Here is a 16603-nt window from a genome sequence, read left to right on the forward strand (position 1 = left end):
TTTACTCCTGGTTATTGTTCATCGCATAAACGCCCAGTCGGCTATTTAAGGTGAATACTTTATTTTGAAATTTAAATGTATTTTTTATTGTGCTATGAGCTTTATTTATAGCCACTAAATACGATTTACCTTTAATACTCAGCTGTACAAGTACTAAGTCATCTTGCTCGGTATATTTAAGTGCCGACACTCGACTAACCGCTTCTAATGTATATTCTTTACTTGGGTTGTATTCACCATGGGGTTCTAATACCGATATAAACGTATGCTGCTTTTGCGCGTTTACACGGCGAATAAAACCGTTTTCATTGCGTAAATTAAATTGCGGATCGTTTGCACCAATTTGAGTAAACAAAAACGTCTCGTCACCCTTCACCAAACTGGTTTGCGTATAAAAACGACCGTTATCGTTAAGCCAAGTTACTTTAGCTAAGCCACTTTGTGGTTGTGCCTGCCCTTTTAGCCATAAGTGCTGATAACCATTTTTAGACCCAAGTGCAGCAAGCTGAGTTGTACTGGCTTTTAATTCAAAGCTGGTATCAATAAGCTGACCTTTGTAATGCAGTGGTAAATCAAATTGATGCGCGTTATCGGCAGCAACATTAAATACATCCAGTGCAATGCTGCTTTTAAGCTCTGGTAAATTAATTAATGCCAAGGTGCGCTCAAGTTCAACACCTTTATACGCGGTGCTTATTTCGCCACTTGATACCGTGCCAAACTCATTGGTTTCGAAAAAGTTTAGTGTTGGATGGTTGTTATTACCCACATCTACATTGGCATTAAAGTGTGTGGTTTCGTCAACCACAACAGTATTGTGTGCAACTGTATGCTTAGCATAGGTTTCGTTTTCAGGTAAGTAGCGCCCGCCGTATTTGGCCTCTACATTTAAAAAACGAGCGGCGCCATAATCAGATACAATTTCGTTACCGTGGTCATAAAACTGCCACGTTAACTTATCAAAATGACCGTGGCCTAAACCTTGTGCTGCTGGCTTAAACAATAAAGCCTGATCGCCGCCTACTTGGGTACGCATAACCACTAAAGCACCTTGCTTACCGTCATTACCATCACCAAAAGCAACCGATTTAAACGAATAAGGTTTTGCCATATCGCTATCGAGTGCTTGTGCTACTTTTAAGCCATCGCCAGAGAGAATTATTTGCTCTTGTTGTTTAGCAATATCTAAATAACCCGCGTCGTTTGTTAAGCCATAAGCAGTAGTAACACCATGCACTAGCTCAATGGTATCTATACCTTTGCTTTTTATTGCATCGTTAATTGGGAAAAACAAACCGTTGTAGCTAAGTTGAATAGTGGTATCAATCGCTTTTAATAAAATACCATCGCGGTATTCAAATATTTTTCTTTGTGGTTCGTTGTTTTCAATTGCCTTCGCAAACGTTACAAACGGCAGTAGTGCAAAGCGTTGATAGTAAGGACCTTCGTTGTAGTAACCTTGTGGCGAAAACAGCATTTCTAACTGCTTAATAAAGCCGCCTTTACCCGACTTTTCTAAATCGTATAACGATTTTTCTACCCACTCTGGCTCACCCAGCACATAGCCTGCCATACCTACACCCGCAGTTGCCCACGTACCATGGTTATGTACTTTATTAAATGTTGATGGTTGGCCTACCGATGTAAATAATGAAACCGGGCGTAATAAATCGTTCTCTATTGTTTTAATATTTGCGGCATTTAACGAATCATAAACGAGATCGTATGCTTGTATTGTGTACACAAGCCACATTGCTTCGTTAAGGCTTTGCCAAAAAAACTTACCAGGGTTTTGAGAGTCAACCTTACGCTGTGGGTGTACATCCAAGGTTGGATATAATTTGGCGTAATCAAGTAGCATATCGCGCACATAATTGGCGTATTTATCGTCTTGGCTTAGCTGATAAATAATGCCAGCGTTGTACATAAGTTGGTAATTTTTTTTATGGCGTTCATGTGTATAACCACCACCACCATCTTTAGGTACAGGCACTGTAATAGGGTGTGCTATTTGCTCATCTACTTGCGCTTTTAACAGCTCAAACGCAGTGGCAAACTTGCCACTGCTATTACTGCTAATTGCTTGGCGCATGTGCTTAACATCATCTGTAGTAATTACCAAGTTTGGGTGCGCGGCATGCGCACCCAATGATAAAAACAAGGTAGATACCGCTATAGCAACTGTTTTAAAACGTGTTTGGCATTTTAATAAATACATAATATTAATCTGCCTTATTATTTAAAACGTTATTATTTTTTAACACCGCCGTGTGAGGGCCATTAACTATTAGCTCTTTAACATTAGGTGTTTTTGTGGCATTAAATGTATTGTTTGAAATCTCAGTTTTTGGCTCCCCTACCGTATGCTCAACAACAATTGGGGCCGATTTAACAAATTCATTTTCTTTAATATTTGTTACCTGAACACCATGCACATAAATGCTTGCTTGTGCTTTATTACGCGCCCCAAAACCAACATTCTTAAGCGTGTTATTAATCACTTCTAAATGAGGGCCAAATGTACTTTCGTCTGTACCACCTCGATAAAGCTTAATTAGGCTGCCTTCTACATCATTAAAGGTATTGTTATTAACCGTTACGTATTCAGCGTTATAAACACCTAAATCTTCAATTTCAGTATTTAAGCGTAAAATATCCCCTGTCACATTTGTAAAGCTATTACCTGTTAGAATAATTTCATCAGCCATAGCGCCTTTTCCGGTAACAAAAAAGTGGAATGAATGGTTAATATCTAAAGCAATTAATTTTGAATTGGTCATTACAAAGCGATAGTTATCAAGCATGCCCCACTTTTGCGTACGCAAAATGCTATTATCAATAGCATCTGGTGCATATTCACCAGAAATAAGTAGCCCTTCTAGTTTTAAGTTACCGCCATCGTGTATTTCAAATAAGGTAGAGCGTTGAAAGGTAAGTTTTGATTTACCGCTTTGCTTCGCTTTAATGGTCAAGGTTTTATTAATTTCAACAAGCTTAGACACATCATATTGCCCTGGTGCAAGTTCAAGCACATCACCCGACTGTGCATTATCAATAGCATTTAATAACGCACTAGCACTGGCTTTAACAACATGCGTTTTACCTGAGTCAAACTCAACTATTGCTGGTACTTTTGCATACCAACTAACACCGGTGTCTTCTTTTTTAAGTACTTTTAGGTCGCGCTTTGCACCCACATTTACACTTTTAGATGAAGGGTAAAGTAAACCGTTACTTGCTTTTTCAAGTGTAATACTTTGCTGTTTTACACCATATTCAAGCTCAGAGAGCACTTTAGTATTTGCTATATTGTTACTTAATACTAACCCGCTAACATCATCAAATGTCGAAAATGGTTGCTTAGCGTCTTGATTAATAATTAAATTATTGTTCATTACACTATTTTTTGGTACAGCACTGCGCTCAGCATCGCTACCTGCAGCAAGTTGAATATGACTAACATTTACAAATGTATTGTTTTCAATTGTTGCGTTTTCAACTTGGTGATAACGATTAATAGATGAGTTTGGCACACCGTTCATAACCGTAAAACCACTACCAAAACGATAGCCGGTTAACCCTTGTAGGTAGTTATTTCTAATAATTTGATCTTTATTAATAACGCGAATGCCACCTGTGTGGTCAACGTAAGCGCAAAACTAAGCAGTGCGCTTAGCTATACTCGATGCTTAACTGCACATTCCACGGCATTAAGGTTGAGAAATCGCCATCATCATGACAGTGATTTGGCAGGGTTTTAAATAAGTGCAAAAAGTAATAATAGGGATTAATATCATTAGCCCGACACGTCATCACAATACTATAAAGATTCGCACTCGCCGTTGCTCCATTCACTGATTTTGAAAAAATCCAATTTTTTCTTCCCGTTGTAAACGGCCGGATATCCCGTTCTGTAATATTATTATCAATACCCAAATGACCATCATCGACATAACGAATTAACTTGTGCCATTGGTTGAGGTTGTATTTTATGGCTTTGCCAATGTAGCTGTTATTGATGACTTTATCATTCGCTTCATCAAGCCATTCTTTGAATTTCGTTAATATAGGCAGTGCTTTTTCTTGCCTTAATTGATAGCGCTCTAGGGGTGATAGTTTTTTGTTTTTCGCTTGCGTTTCCAGCGCATATAATCGACTGATAAAGCTGATGGCCTGATTGGCTCGGCCTTTATTTTTCGATTCAGCTTTTAAGGCATCATTATATTTACGTCGAGCGTGCGCCCAGCAGCCGACAGGCGTAATACCCTCTATGCCATCATAAACACTGTAACCATCACATTGTAAATAACCTTCGTAGCCGGATAGAAATTCTTCTGCGCAAGCACGACTTCGACCCGCTTGATAATCATAAATGACCACCGGTTGTTCGCTAACTTCATTGCTGCGGTACACCCACATATAGGATTTACTGCTTGCTGATTTGTCCGGCTCATCAAGCACTTGCACATACGTTTCATCGGCGCATAAGCTATGTTCATTCAGCAAATGTCTTTGCATTGCTTCAACTAGCGGTTTAATAATGACGCCGGCCTTAATACACCAATTCGCTAATGTGCCTCGTGATATCGCTAGGCCGCCACGCTCAAAGATATCGACTTGTCGATAAAGCGGTAGTGCATCGCAGTATTTGGCCGTAACTACCGCGGCTAAGGCTTCGGGGCTGGCAATACTACCAGGAATAGGTTGTGTTGGTTTGGACGCGGTAATGATTTTACTGCTGACTTCATTATGCTCACAATGACGGCACGCATATTTGAATTGTTTGTGTTTGATGACGCTAATTTTGGCAGGAATTATTTTTATCTGCTCGCTGTCTTCACTACCACTGTGATGCATTTCACCGCCACAGCAGGGACAGTCTAGCTCGCTTAACGTGTGCTCTACTTCTTCACGCTCAAAGTGCTCAGCCAATACCTGTTTGCCTTTTTTATGATGCTTAGGCTCGGCTTTAGGTTTGTGTTGCTCGGCTTCATTAAACGTTCCGCGTGGGGCTTTTTCACTTTTCTTGCCGTACTTTTGTGATTTGCTCAGCTTAAGCTCGGCAAGTAAATGGTCAATGCGCGTCTGCATTTCAGCTTTATCTTCAATAAGCGATTGCTTATCTTTAAGCAATGCTTGTTTATCTTCATTCCATGTTTTTTTATCTTCTTCTAACGAGTGCACTTGTGCTTGCAGTGCTTCAAGTTGTGCCTGTAATTTTTCAAGTTCGATAGTAGAAGACATTTTTGGTGTGTGTGGTTAATCGTATGCACAGCATGACATACTGGCAAGATCGTACAAGCCCCCCAAAACGATCACAATGTTTACACCACGGTTAATCCCGCTAAAGCTTTATGCCTTGTTTCATTATTGACGGGTAAACCCGATAATAGCCATTGTAACTGACGCGCTTCAATGCTCATGGCATTAGGACACTCACCATTTTGTGGCCATTGAAATCGACCTTGCTCTAATCGCCGATAATAAAGCCAGAAGCCATTAGTATCCCAAAATAATATTTTTAATTTATCACGCTGTTTGTTGCAAAAGACAAACCACGCTTGACTAAGAGGATCGAGTTCTAACTGATCAGCGACAATCACACTAAGACCATTAATGGACTTACGCATGTCTGTAAAACCCGTGACTAGGTAAACATCTTGTGGACTCTTCATGGCATTACATTGAGCAAAGCAGCAAGGTTTGCTGGGGATAACCGGTCATTAAAGGCCAGTTGGTATCCAGCGGGGGTGGTAATAGTTAATGAGACTTCAGTGACAACACTCGAGGTGCTGAGCATCAGTGGCACCAGTTGTTGTTTATGCTTAACAGGCAATTTATCATGACTATTTTTGGTCACTTTATTACGCCAAGCATAGAAAGTAGACGTATTTAATTGTTGCTGACGGCAAAATTTAGTAATGGTTAAACCGCTATTTTTTTGTTGTTCAAAAATGGCAGCCCAGTGCTGTTTTTTTTGTTGAAGATCCATAATTACCTCGTATAAAATTAACAAGATAAGTGTGACTTAGTTCAATGGAAATGAGAAGGTGGGGCTTAATTTCGCGCTTACTGGTCAACACCATTACCAATAAAAATGTTTTCCTCTACAATATTACCGTTACCATGGCGCAGTGTTAATGTGCCACGCGACTCGTAAAATACGTTATTACGAACAATGTTTTTACCGGCTTTAATAGAAACCGTTTCTACTTCACCATTGGTGCGGTCAAAGTAGTTGTTCTCTACTAATGTGTGCGAATCAGTTAATGAATGATGGCTGGTGCCAACTCGTAGGGTTTCACCACCGTTTGAGCCAAAAGTAGGACGATAACCAAAATAGTTGTTATCTATACGGTGGTAATTTTTTTGGCTTTGCACTGAGTTTAAACGAACTGCAACGGTAACCCCTTTGTTTCGTTTACCCACTAAATGGCTATGATCAAAGCGGTTATGTTGTCCATATAAAGCAACCCAGTAATCTGACTCGCGCTTATCTGGATTACTATAATTATCGATCACTATTTGAGTTACGCGTGAATGGTAGGCTAATTCACTTTTATTTCGACGAAATTCTATTACCGCTGAGCTTGGTGTGTAGCCATCTTTAAATACTAAGCCTGAAACCTCTAAGTATTTACCTGCGAGGCGAAGGTTAGATTGACCAGATAAAATTACTTGGCCTTTAGTTTCCGCGGTTAATAAAATTGGGGCGGCTTTACTTCCTTGGCCTGAAAACAAAATTTCGAAATCATTCCAAGTACCATTTTTTAATATTACTTTATCGCCTGCTACTAAATCGGCTGAGATGCTATTAAAGGCTTGTTTATTCTCTACAAAATAATCTTTGGCAGCTAATTGTGTCGATAAGCAACCAGTGAGAACTAGACTAAGCTTTATTATATTCATTAGACGCATAGTTAACTCTTTTTTATTGTGATTTAAATTTAGGCTTTATGAATGTTGAACAACGGTTTTTGTATAAAGCAGTCAATCTAATCAATCGATAATATTGTGTGTTGCGGCGTTTAAACGCTAATTTAAACGCCATTTTGTATTACTTATTTAACTGCTTAAAGTAATCAAAAATTTCTGGTACGTTGCCCTGTCCCATACCCGCATCAAATGCAGCTTGTAGGTTAGCAGAAGAACCTTCGGCAATTTTTGACTCAGTGCCTAAGTCTTCAACCATTTGCAGGAAGTAACCTAAATCTTTGTTTGCATTAGCAATAGAAAAACCAAGATCGCTTACATTATCAACGGCGTAGTTTTTACAAAATTGCATAAATGGAGAGTTTGATGGACCTGTAGACATAATGTCGAAAAGTTGTTGGCGGTCTACACCAGCACGATCAGCCACTGCAAATGCTTGTGACATTGCACATACTGTTGTCATACCCATAAAGTTATTAATTAACTTAGTAGTATGCCCTGCACCTAGCTCACCTAAGTGAAACACGTTTTCGCCTTGATCTTCTAACACTGGCTTAACTTTATTAAATGTATCAATATCGCCCGCAGCCATAATATTTAATAGACCATCTTTAGCGTGTGCTGGTGTACGACCTAATGGTGCGTCAATCATACCTGCGCCTTTAGCAGCTAAATCTGCACCAATTTTTTTAGTAGATGATGGAATAGATGTACCAAAATCAACTAATACCGCGCCTTCTTTAATACCGGCTAAAATGCCATCTTCGGCGTAAACAATTTTTTCAACAACAGCAGATGTTGTAAGACAAAACATAACAATGTCTGACCCTGCAGCAAGCTCTTTTGCTGTGCTTGCTGTTTTTGCGCCTCTAGAAACACACGCTGCAACCGCCTCTTTGTTAAGATCCATAACAATAAGATCGTAGCCTTTGTTTTGTAAATTCTCGGCCATGTTGCCGCCCATTAAGCCAAGGCCAATAAAACCAATAGTAGGTTTTGACATAAAAAAACTCCCAATAATTGTGACGTATACTTATAGTCGAATTATTTATACACCTGATAAGCACACTTTATTTAAATTTAAATTCATTAAAATTATTTACCAAAAAGCTTTGGTTGTCATAACCAAATTAAGTGTCCAATTTTAATCAACCTGAATAATTTAGCTTAATAAACAATCTAATTTTAATTTAGAACTGCTCTTCTCTACATTGATAAAGCGTTACATTAGTAAAGAATTACCCTTGAGAATGTAAACACCGTATTACCAACCACTTTAATTGTCAACCAATATAATTTACCAAGCAACAACAAAGTAAGATTTAAAACATACTCTTCATCTAAAAATAAAGTTATTAATATGACAAAAAAACAATCACACAATTCAAGGTGTTGATTTTAATTAATTTATACTCATTACGCACCTAGCCAACCTAGTGCACCCAAAAAGACAAATTGGTAATAACATTGTGAATTTAATTTAAAGCTTTTTTGCTTTGTTACTAAAAAGCAGCAGGCATAATTGATGGCTCAACTTATTTTAAGACAATAAAAAGGGGGAATTTATGATTTAAGGAGCTAATATTAATTAAATTTAACAAAGCTCTCAGTAAAGCTATGCAGGTTAGATGCGCTTTCTTACAGATATAATAAACCTAAATTTAATTTAATAAGAAATGAAAACAATGACTTAAACTAACTATACCTAAGCAACCATGAAAGCCACGGTATTGTTTTTATAGGATAAAGCTATATTGCCAAGCGTTTGATTATTGAAGCTATAAATTGCTAATTTAAAAATATAAGCTAAGTAGAGGTTACAAAGCGAAGTAGTGCTTATCATTTTATACTGAATGCTATTGCTAGGTGCTAGGTGCTAGGTATTAGGTGCTATGGCGGGTATTCTGATTTATTCACTAAAAAAGTAAGTCATGCTTTAACATTACAAATGTTAAAGTTAAACGCTTTGGCTGTTGTTTAAATCAATGTTAGATTAATTGGTTACTTATAAAAAATGAAACCGCTAGAAATATATCTAAACGGTTTCATTGGTTAAATTATATTAAAGTAAGTGTATTAACCAAATACCTTCATACGTTCTTCAACCGGTTTAAACTCCTTGTCGCCTGCTGGCTGATCGATAGCGCCAAATACCATTTGTGCATTCAATTCCCAGTCTGCAGCTATGTTCCACTCATCTGCAACTTTTTGATCGATAACTGGATTATAATGTTGCAGGTTGGCACCAATGTCTAAGCTAGCCAATGCTGTCCAAATCGCATACTGATGCATAGCGCTGCTTTGTTGCGCCCAAATTGGAAATTTGTCAGCATACAAAGGTGCAGCTTCTTGCATGTTTCTTACTACGGCTTTGTCCTCGAAGAACAATACCGTACCTGCACCGGCTCTAAAGCCTGCAATTTTATTTTTAGTACCTTGAAATTTTTCGTCGTCACCAACGATAACTCTAAGCGTTTCTTCAGTAATGTCCCACAGTTTGTGATGCTCATCACCAAACAAAACGACGATACGTGCCGACTGAGAGTTAAAAGCTGATGGCGTATGCAAAACTGCGTGCTCAACAAGCTTAACTACTTCTTCGTTAGAAACTGGCAACTGATCGCTTAGAGCATAGATAGAGCGACGCTTCTGTGCTAATTGTTGTAAATCTTTTAAGTTTGACATTATTATCTCCTGTGGTTGTTCAAATATTTAAGTAATTAAAAACTAATCTATTTACGGTTACTTACCTAAAAGTAACCAAAAACCGAGCACTAACAATAAATAATTCATTATCTTTAAAAATAACACTTTATCCAGTACTTCATTAATTTTTACCCCTAACCAATTACCTACAAATGCCAGTGGGAAAAAGGCCAGTGCAGTTAAAATTGTCTCACCCGTTAACAAGCCGAACGATAAAGCTGCAATAAGTTTTATTACATTCATCATTGCGAAAAATATCGCCGCGGTAGCAACAAACTTACCCGGAGTAAGCCCTATCGCTGTGAAATAAATAATAATGGGTGGCCCACCCGCATGCACTAAACTGCTGGTAATACCGGAGAACATGGACATTATCCCCGCGCCAATTTTATTACTGAGAATTTTAAGCGAGCTTTTTTTAAAGAAAATATTTTTAATTGAAAAAACAATACATATTAAGGCGATTATCAAGCGTAAGTGCTTTGCATTAATAACGTCTATAATTAAATAAGCAATGAGCACACCTACTATTGCCCCAGGAATTAGGGGCAGAAGTAGTTGATTGTCCCATTTTCGCCAGTAACTTCTTACGCTTAACATGTCGCCAATAATTAATAGTGGCAGCATCAGTGCAATGGCTTGCGCTGCTGGCAATTTTAGCATTAGCAGCGGCACGGCAAACACGCCTAGTGCCCCTGCAAACGCTGATTTTGAAACACCTATCAACACAACAACAGCTGCTATTAAAACAAGTGTTGTAATATCCATACTAGAAATCCGCCGGTAATTCAAACCATAAAGCTTCAAGTTCAGCTGTTGCTTCAAGGTTTAACTCTGTCGCGGGGTCAACCGCAAAGGCATCACCTGCAGCAAATTCTTTACCATCAACCATTACGCTACCTTTTACAATGTGCAGGTAACCAATTTGCTTACCCGAGGCCAGCATAAACGTTTGTTGCGCGTTTAAAACTAAGCGTGACAAGCTTGCATCTTGATTAATTGACAATGCATTTTCGCCGCCCTCTGGTGTAAGTAATGGCGTTAGTGGACCATTTTGCGCAATACTTTTTTGCTCATAACTTGGTTTAATTCCCATTTTATTGGGCTGTATCCAAATTTGTAAAAACTTAACTTGGTCAGTGTTAGATGCATTATATTCTGAATGCATTACGCCACTGCCCGCACTCATACGTTGTACGTCGCCTGCCGGTACAGTGTGCTTATTGCCTTCACTGTCTTCATGCTTTAATGCGCCTTGCATAACATACGAAATAATTTCCATATCGCGGTGCCCGTGCGTCCCAAAACCTTTACCTGGCATAACCATGTCGTCGTTTATTACGCGCAGTGCTGAAACACCCATATGTTTTGGATCGTAGTAACTGCCAAAAGAAAAACTATGTTTGCTTTGCAACCAACCAAGATCGACCGAGCCGCGCTCTTGTGACTTTCTTATATATTTCATTATAAATTCCTTCATCTATTCCAATGAAGCCAGTTTACTACTGTGTTTATACGATTAAAATTAGCTGTTTTAGTATCAACCATTCTATTTAAAAGAATGTTTATTGTAATTCTTCACATTGGTATCTTAGTTCAGCTAAAAAAGCTCTGGCTGCTGGACCTAAGCTGTCGCCATCTTTAAAGATTAAATGCAACTGCATAGAGCGCTTGCTGTTATGTTGCAAAGGGAGTGTTTTGAGTTTGCCCTGTGCTAGTTCATTTTTAATAGAAGTTAAAGGTAGCCAAGCAAAACCTAAACCACTGCAGATCATATCAATAGAAGTGCGTAAATGACTCACCGTCCAGCGCTGGTTAGCGCCTAACCAGCCTGCATCACTTTTACGATGCATACCTGAGTCGCGCACTACAATTTGACGATGACTTTTTAAATCCTCTGCGGTTAAATCTCTCCCCAAAGAATGTAATGTGTGATCTGGATTAGCAACTGCAATAAAGTCTATTTGGCAAAGTTGCTCACTAAAACCTTCTGTTAATGCAACCGGTGAAATAGCGATATCTACATCAGCATTTTCAATCAGTTCCCTTGCCCCACTCAGTACCGACTCCACCAACTCAATTTGCAGCATTGGGTATTGGGCAGAAACAGTATCAAGCACTTTATACAGCCTTGCTTGTGGAAACATTTCATCAACTGCAATTTTTAGGCTCCCTTCTGTGCCTTGACCAAGAGTATGACCCACTATTTCCAGCTTAGCGGCTTCATCAAGCAAAAAGTTGGCGCGCTTAAGCATTAGCTCACCTGCTTGAGTCAAAACAGTTTTTCGCCCTTCAATTTCAAATAACTTAACATCGAGCGAGCTTTCTATTTTACCCACCGCATTATGAATACTTGACTGGCTTTTATGAATTCCTTGTGAGGCTTGATTAAAGCCACCAAATTGCACCACAGAGCGAAACATTCGCCATTGCTCTAGTGTGACTCTAAGCATGATTACCTCTTATTGCTTTATATTTTATTTTTGTTGTTAATTCTGCAGGCTATCTTCAGACAAGTTAAACTTGAGCAAAACCACACCTAGTTATGATGTATAAATAGATGTGGCTTTTATTCGGATCTCAGGTAATTAGCTATTAAAGCTCAATAGCTTTGGCATTATTTAAGTGGAATAAACTCTTTATCATCACCTGGAATAGTTGGAAAGCGCCCATTTTCCCAATCGTCTTTCGCCTGCTCAATGCGCTCTTTGCTAAATGACACAAAGTTCCAATACAAAAATGGTACTTTTTCAAATTTATCGCCGCCTAACATAATAAAGCGACCGTCACTTGCCAGTGTAATTTCGCTATCGCCTGGCTCTAATAAAATAAACTCATTAGTACCAAACGTTTCACCGTTAACAGTTACTTCGCCACAAATGGTAAATATTGCAGTTTCTTGTTCTGGGTGTGGGCGCTTTATAACACTTCCTTTGCTGGCAACAACATCAATATAAAACATGGGTGAATAGGTTTTAACCGGCGAACTTAAACCATAAGCTTCACCCACCACTAATCGCATCATTACTCCTTCGTGGGTAATGTGCGGTAATTGGTTCTTTTTCACATGATTAAATGACGGTTCAATTTCTGCCATAGCTTCTGGCAATGCAACCCAACACTGTAAACCACTAATTGAATGTGGATTTGCTCGTACTTCAAAGCTTTCACGCTCTGAATGGGTAATACCTTTGCCGGAGGTCATCCAGTTAACATCACCGGGGCGAATTTCTAAATTATTACCCAGCGAATCACGATGTAAAATACTACCATCAAATAGGTAAGTTAGTGTTGATAAACCAATATGTGGATGCGGTCTAACATTTATACCTTGGCCCGCAGGGAAATTATTTGGCCCCATTTGGTCAAAGAAAACAAATGGACCTACCATGCGTTTTTCTTGATGAGGTAAAACGCGTTTTACATTTAATCCACCAATATCATGCTCTTTAGCTTTAAGCACTTTAGCCATAATAAACATCCTCTTAAGTTGCTTTATAAAAATAAACGTATGTTATTTGTAATTTATATACATTCAACTATCTACGATTCATATTGTAATTTAATGATAGCCAACATCCGTTGTTCTTATTTAATTAATGAATAACGCCACTTTAGCCCGCAGCATTCTTTCTTTGAGAATGTTAGCATGTCATTGCAATAATACAAAAGAAACCGGTAATTTACATGGTTGTTTTTTATTCTTATTTTAAATTAAACCGTTCTTATTTTTAGGTTAAAACGTGCATACCTGTGAAAATGTTTATACCTGTAAATAGTGCTGCAGTACAAAATACCAAATAGCTTAGCCAGTTTTATCGCAAAGAAAATTCATAGCATACAAGGTATTTAACTTATTAAGTTGTCTATACTTTAAGCTAAAATATAATTTTAGCACTTAAAATAGTACGCTAGCGCAAAAGTATATTTGCATTAATTGCTATTACTGAGCTTGTTTTTTTTACCCTCAATGGCTTAATATTTATACTAATCCAAAGCTTAAAAACAGCTAATACAATATTATACTAATGTTTGAGTAGCCGTTATTTTAATCACACTTAACCTTTGGTACATATTTTGTACCAACAGAAAAACCCCGTATCTAATTAATAAATAACAACAAATAGTTAAATCCATTGAAAAAATGCAATTTTTTAAATTTTTTTCTGGACAATTTATTTTCCTCAGCTAACATCTAGCTAGAACATAGCTATTTCCTCACAACTCTACACGCCCTATGATTTGAGCTTTAACAGACTCTATTTGCGGGAAGTAGATACACACCCTGATATGTATTCGAAGTTTATCTTCATCAGTTTTGCAATTTCAGGCAATTAATTGCCCGCATACTGACATCCGGCGAAGGCTAACAAGCCAACTCCGTCAATTTGACCGAATCCACACATGTGGACGTTCTTAAAGATTTTGCTATCTTAAGGCTATACCCCTGCGCGTCAGAAAAGCCATAAATTTAGCGAAAGGTGCACTGCTGGGCCTATATAAAAGGTATATGTTGGAATGATGACACTTTCCTCCATGCCCGTAACACATCGGGCAGACGCTAAATCTGGGCATAGCTTTGATGCCAATCGCCACTGGGCGGCTTCTTTAACGCTCGGCTTCTGTGCTCAAAACAGCGGAGATACACGTGTTACGCGCATGAATATTGCTCGTCATTATGGTCCATTACGTGTGCAAAGACCTTTTTACCCTGAAGGCAAAGATGGTTGCTGTCACGTGTATTTACTGCATCCGCCCGGTGGGGTTGTGAGTGGCGATGCGCTCAATATCGATATTTCGCTCACTAAAGGTGCGCATAGTTTAATTACCACACCTGCTGCCAATAAGCTTTATAAAGCCGACAGCAACGGGGTTGCATGGAGCCAAACTACTAATTTAAAAGTGGATGACAACGCCATTTTAGAGTGGTTACCGCAAGAAACCCTCGCCTTTGATGGCTCTCGTGGGCTGCAAGTATTTAACATTGAACTGGCTAAAACAGCTAAGTGCCTAGGCTGGGAAATACTAGGCCTTGGTCGCCCTGCCAGTGATTTGCCCTTTGCTACTGGCTGTATTGAGCAGCGCTTTAAGTTAACCCAAGACGGTAAGCCATTGTGGTTAGAGCGTCAAAATTTAGACCCCACTCACCCTAGATTTAGCGGTAAATGGGGCCAAGGTGGTGCTACCGTACATGGCACATTTTGGACAGTTGGCTTAAGCGATCCAGCAGCAGCTATTGCTGCACTGCGTGAACAACTACCCCCCAGTAATAATTGGGCCGCTACCTACCGCCGTGACGTTTTATTAGTGCGCTATTTAGGGCACGAACGTAACCAAGTATGGAAATTATTTGAACAAGTACGCAACATACTTCGCCCGCTATTAAGCGGACATCAAGCCACCATACCACGGATTTGGTTAACCTAATTTTTAACTGTTTGTCATGGCTAAAAATGACAACAATAATTCTATCGCCTATGCTCTTTAGGTGATTAATTAAACACTATTATTTACCAAGGTGTTAATTATAAGCAGAGCCTAGTTATTGCTTATGATTAGCCTCTTGGCTGAAGAAAACTGTACCGATATTTTAAACATATCGTCTTAGCTTTTGCTTAGGCGAACACACTACCTGTGCCAATTAGTCATAGGTAATTAATATAACAACATCGAGGACTATGGAGTTAGCGATGGAATTAACACCCAGAGATAAAGATAAATTAATGTTATTCACTGCAGGTTTACTTGCAGAGCGACGCAAAGCCAAAGGGCTAAAACTAAATTACCCAGAAGCAATTGCTCTAATCACCTGCGCTATTATGGAAGGTGCGCGCGAAGGGCGCACAGTGGCAGAAATGATGGCATTGGGTCGTGAAATGTTGACCCGCGACGATGTAATGGAAGGCATTGCTGAGATGATTCAAGACGTACAAGTAGAAGCAACGTTTCCTGACGGTACCAAACTGGTCACTGTGCATAACCCTATAGTTTAAGGAAGTTCGTTATGATTCCAGGTGAATATCAACTAAAAAGTGGCGATATTGAACTGTGTGTTGGCCGTAAAAGCATCACCATTAATGTTGCTAATAAAGGGGATCGACCTGTACAGGTTGGCTCTCATTACCACTTTGCCGAAAGTAACCCAGCACTGAGTTTTGATCGCGAGCAAGCCTATGGTTATCGCTTAGCTATTGCTGCTGGTTTAGCAATTCGCTTTGAACCAGGACAAACCCGTGAAGTATCTTTGATCCCCTATTCAGGTTTACGTCGTCTTTACGGTTTTCGTGGTGAAGTAATGGGACCTTTAGACAATAAACCTAAACAGGAGAGCGTGTAATGAAAATATCTCGTCAAGCCTATGCTGACATGTATGGCCCAACCACGGGTGATAGAATTCGTTTAGGTGATACCGAATTATGGGTCGAAATAGAACATGACCATACCCATTATGGTGAAGAAGTAAAATTTGGTGGCGGTAAAGTTATTCGTGATGGCATGGGTCAAAGCCAACGCTGTGATGACGCCGTTATGGACACGGTTATCACTAACGCAGTGATTATCGACTGGTGGGGCATTATTAAAGCCGACGTAGGTTTAAAAAATGGCCGCATTGCTGCTATTGGCAAATCTGGCAACCCTGATACACAGCCCGATATAGACATTATTATTGGCCCAGGTACCGAAATCATTGCCGGTGAAGGTCAAATTTTAACCGCCGGTGGCGTTGATACCCACGTGCACTATATTTGCCCACAACAAGTTGACGAAGCGCTCATGAGTGGCCTAACCACCATGATTGGCGGCGGCACTGGCCCAGCAACAGGCTCAGTAGCTACAACACATACATAGGCGCCACGCTAAACCGTCTAAACCCTGTATTACCTGCTACTACTGGGCTTAAGCCCTTATTTAGTGTGTTATTCATATAGTCTGAATTACCTTGAATTGCCTTGAATCGCTGGGA

Annotated in this window: 13 protein-coding genes and 3 pseudogenes; 4 read left to right on the plus strand and 12 right to left on the minus strand. The window is 39.3% G+C overall.

Annotated elements, in window-relative coordinates:
- Position 1: 1 nt before the first annotated feature.
- The 12 genes and pseudogenes from I6E78_RS14490 to I6E78_RS14545 all read right to left on the minus strand — a co-directional run bounded on the left by I6E78_RS14490 (position 2) and on the right by I6E78_RS14545 (position 13111).
- Positions 2–2218, minus strand: coding sequence for a heparinase II/III domain-containing protein (locus I6E78_RS14490; protein ID WP_197182776.1), 2217 nt, complete (start codon positions 2216–2218; stop codon positions 2–4).
- Between the two features lie 4 nt (positions 2219–2222).
- Positions 2223–3647, minus strand: a pseudogene (locus I6E78_RS14495) (chondroitinase-B domain-containing protein); the annotation flags it as partial.
- A 25-nt stretch (positions 3648–3672) separates the two neighbouring features.
- Positions 3673–5244 (minus strand): IS66 family transposase, encoded by a 1572-nt coding sequence (gene tnpC, locus I6E78_RS14500; protein WP_197182777.1) that lies wholly within the window; start codon positions 5242–5244, stop codon positions 3673–3675.
- Positions 5245–5324: 80 nt separating this feature from the next.
- A complete protein-coding gene (gene tnpB, locus I6E78_RS14505) occupies positions 5325–5675 on the minus strand; it encodes an IS66 family insertion sequence element accessory protein TnpB (RefSeq protein WP_197182778.1) in 351 nt (116 codons plus the stop codon).
- On the minus strand, positions 5672–5992 hold the full coding sequence (gene tnpA, locus I6E78_RS14510; protein ID WP_197182779.1) for an IS66 family insertion sequence element accessory protein TnpA: 321 nt from the start codon (positions 5990–5992) through the stop codon (positions 5672–5674). Before tnpA ends, tnpB begins: the two co-directional genes overlap by 4 nt.
- Positions 5993–6075: 83 nt before the next feature.
- Positions 6076–6918, minus strand: a pseudogene (locus I6E78_RS14515) (polysaccharide lyase 6 family protein); the annotation flags it as partial.
- 139 nt (positions 6919–7057) lie between these two features.
- On the minus strand, positions 7058–7936 hold the full coding sequence (locus tag I6E78_RS14520; protein WP_182683406.1) for an NAD(P)-dependent oxidoreductase: 879 nt from the start codon (positions 7934–7936) through the stop codon (positions 7058–7060).
- Positions 7937–9009: 1073 nt separating this feature from the next.
- Positions 9010–9618, minus strand: a complete 609-nt coding sequence (locus tag I6E78_RS14525) for a nitroreductase family protein (RefSeq protein ID WP_011328427.1) — start codon at positions 9616–9618, stop codon at positions 9010–9012.
- A gap of 57 nt (positions 9619–9675) precedes the next feature.
- Positions 9676–10407, minus strand: a complete 732-nt coding sequence (locus I6E78_RS14530) for a sulfite exporter TauE/SafE family protein (protein WP_011328428.1) — start codon at positions 10405–10407, stop codon at positions 9676–9678.
- A 1-nt stretch (position 10408) separates the two neighbouring features.
- The gene (locus tag I6E78_RS14535; RefSeq protein WP_011328429.1) at positions 10409–11104 is read right to left on the minus strand and encodes a pirin family protein; all 696 of its coding nucleotides are present in this window, start codon (positions 11102–11104) and stop codon (positions 10409–10411) included.
- 100 nt (positions 11105–11204) lie between these two features.
- Entirely contained in the window at positions 11205–12092 is an 888-nt protein-coding gene (locus I6E78_RS14540; protein WP_197182780.1) for a LysR family transcriptional regulator, read from the minus strand.
- Positions 12093–12256: 164 nt separating this feature from the next.
- Positions 12257–13111 (minus strand): pirin family protein, encoded by an 855-nt coding sequence (locus I6E78_RS14545; protein WP_011328431.1) that lies wholly within the window; start codon positions 13109–13111, stop codon positions 12257–12259.
- Between the two features lie 1046 nt (positions 13112–14157).
- On the opposite strand from I6E78_RS14545, the gene I6E78_RS14550 reads away from it, so the two are divergent.
- The 4 genes and pseudogenes from I6E78_RS14550 to I6E78_RS14565 all read left to right on the plus strand — a co-directional run.
- Positions 14158–15066: an urease accessory protein UreD gene (locus I6E78_RS14550; protein ID WP_197182781.1), complete on the plus strand. Its 909-nt coding sequence runs from the start codon at positions 14158–14160 to the stop codon at positions 15064–15066.
- 263 nt (positions 15067–15329) lie between these two features.
- Positions 15330–15632, plus strand: a complete 303-nt coding sequence (ureA, locus tag I6E78_RS14555; protein WP_011328433.1) for an urease subunit gamma — start codon at positions 15330–15332, stop codon at positions 15630–15632.
- Between the two features lie 11 nt (positions 15633–15643).
- Positions 15644–15976, plus strand: a complete 333-nt coding sequence (locus tag I6E78_RS14560) for an urease subunit beta (protein ID WP_011328434.1) — start codon at positions 15644–15646, stop codon at positions 15974–15976.
- Positions 15976–16485, plus strand: a pseudogene (locus tag I6E78_RS14565) (amidohydrolase family protein); the annotation flags it as partial. The gene I6E78_RS14560 and the pseudogene I6E78_RS14565, both read left to right, overlap by 1 nt.
- Between the last annotated feature and the right edge of the window lie 118 nt (positions 16486–16603).

Source organism: Pseudoalteromonas sp. NZS127 (assembly GCF_015864805.1).
GTDB classification, from domain to species: Bacteria; Pseudomonadota; Gammaproteobacteria; order Enterobacterales; family Alteromonadaceae; genus Pseudoalteromonas; species Pseudoalteromonas nigrifaciens.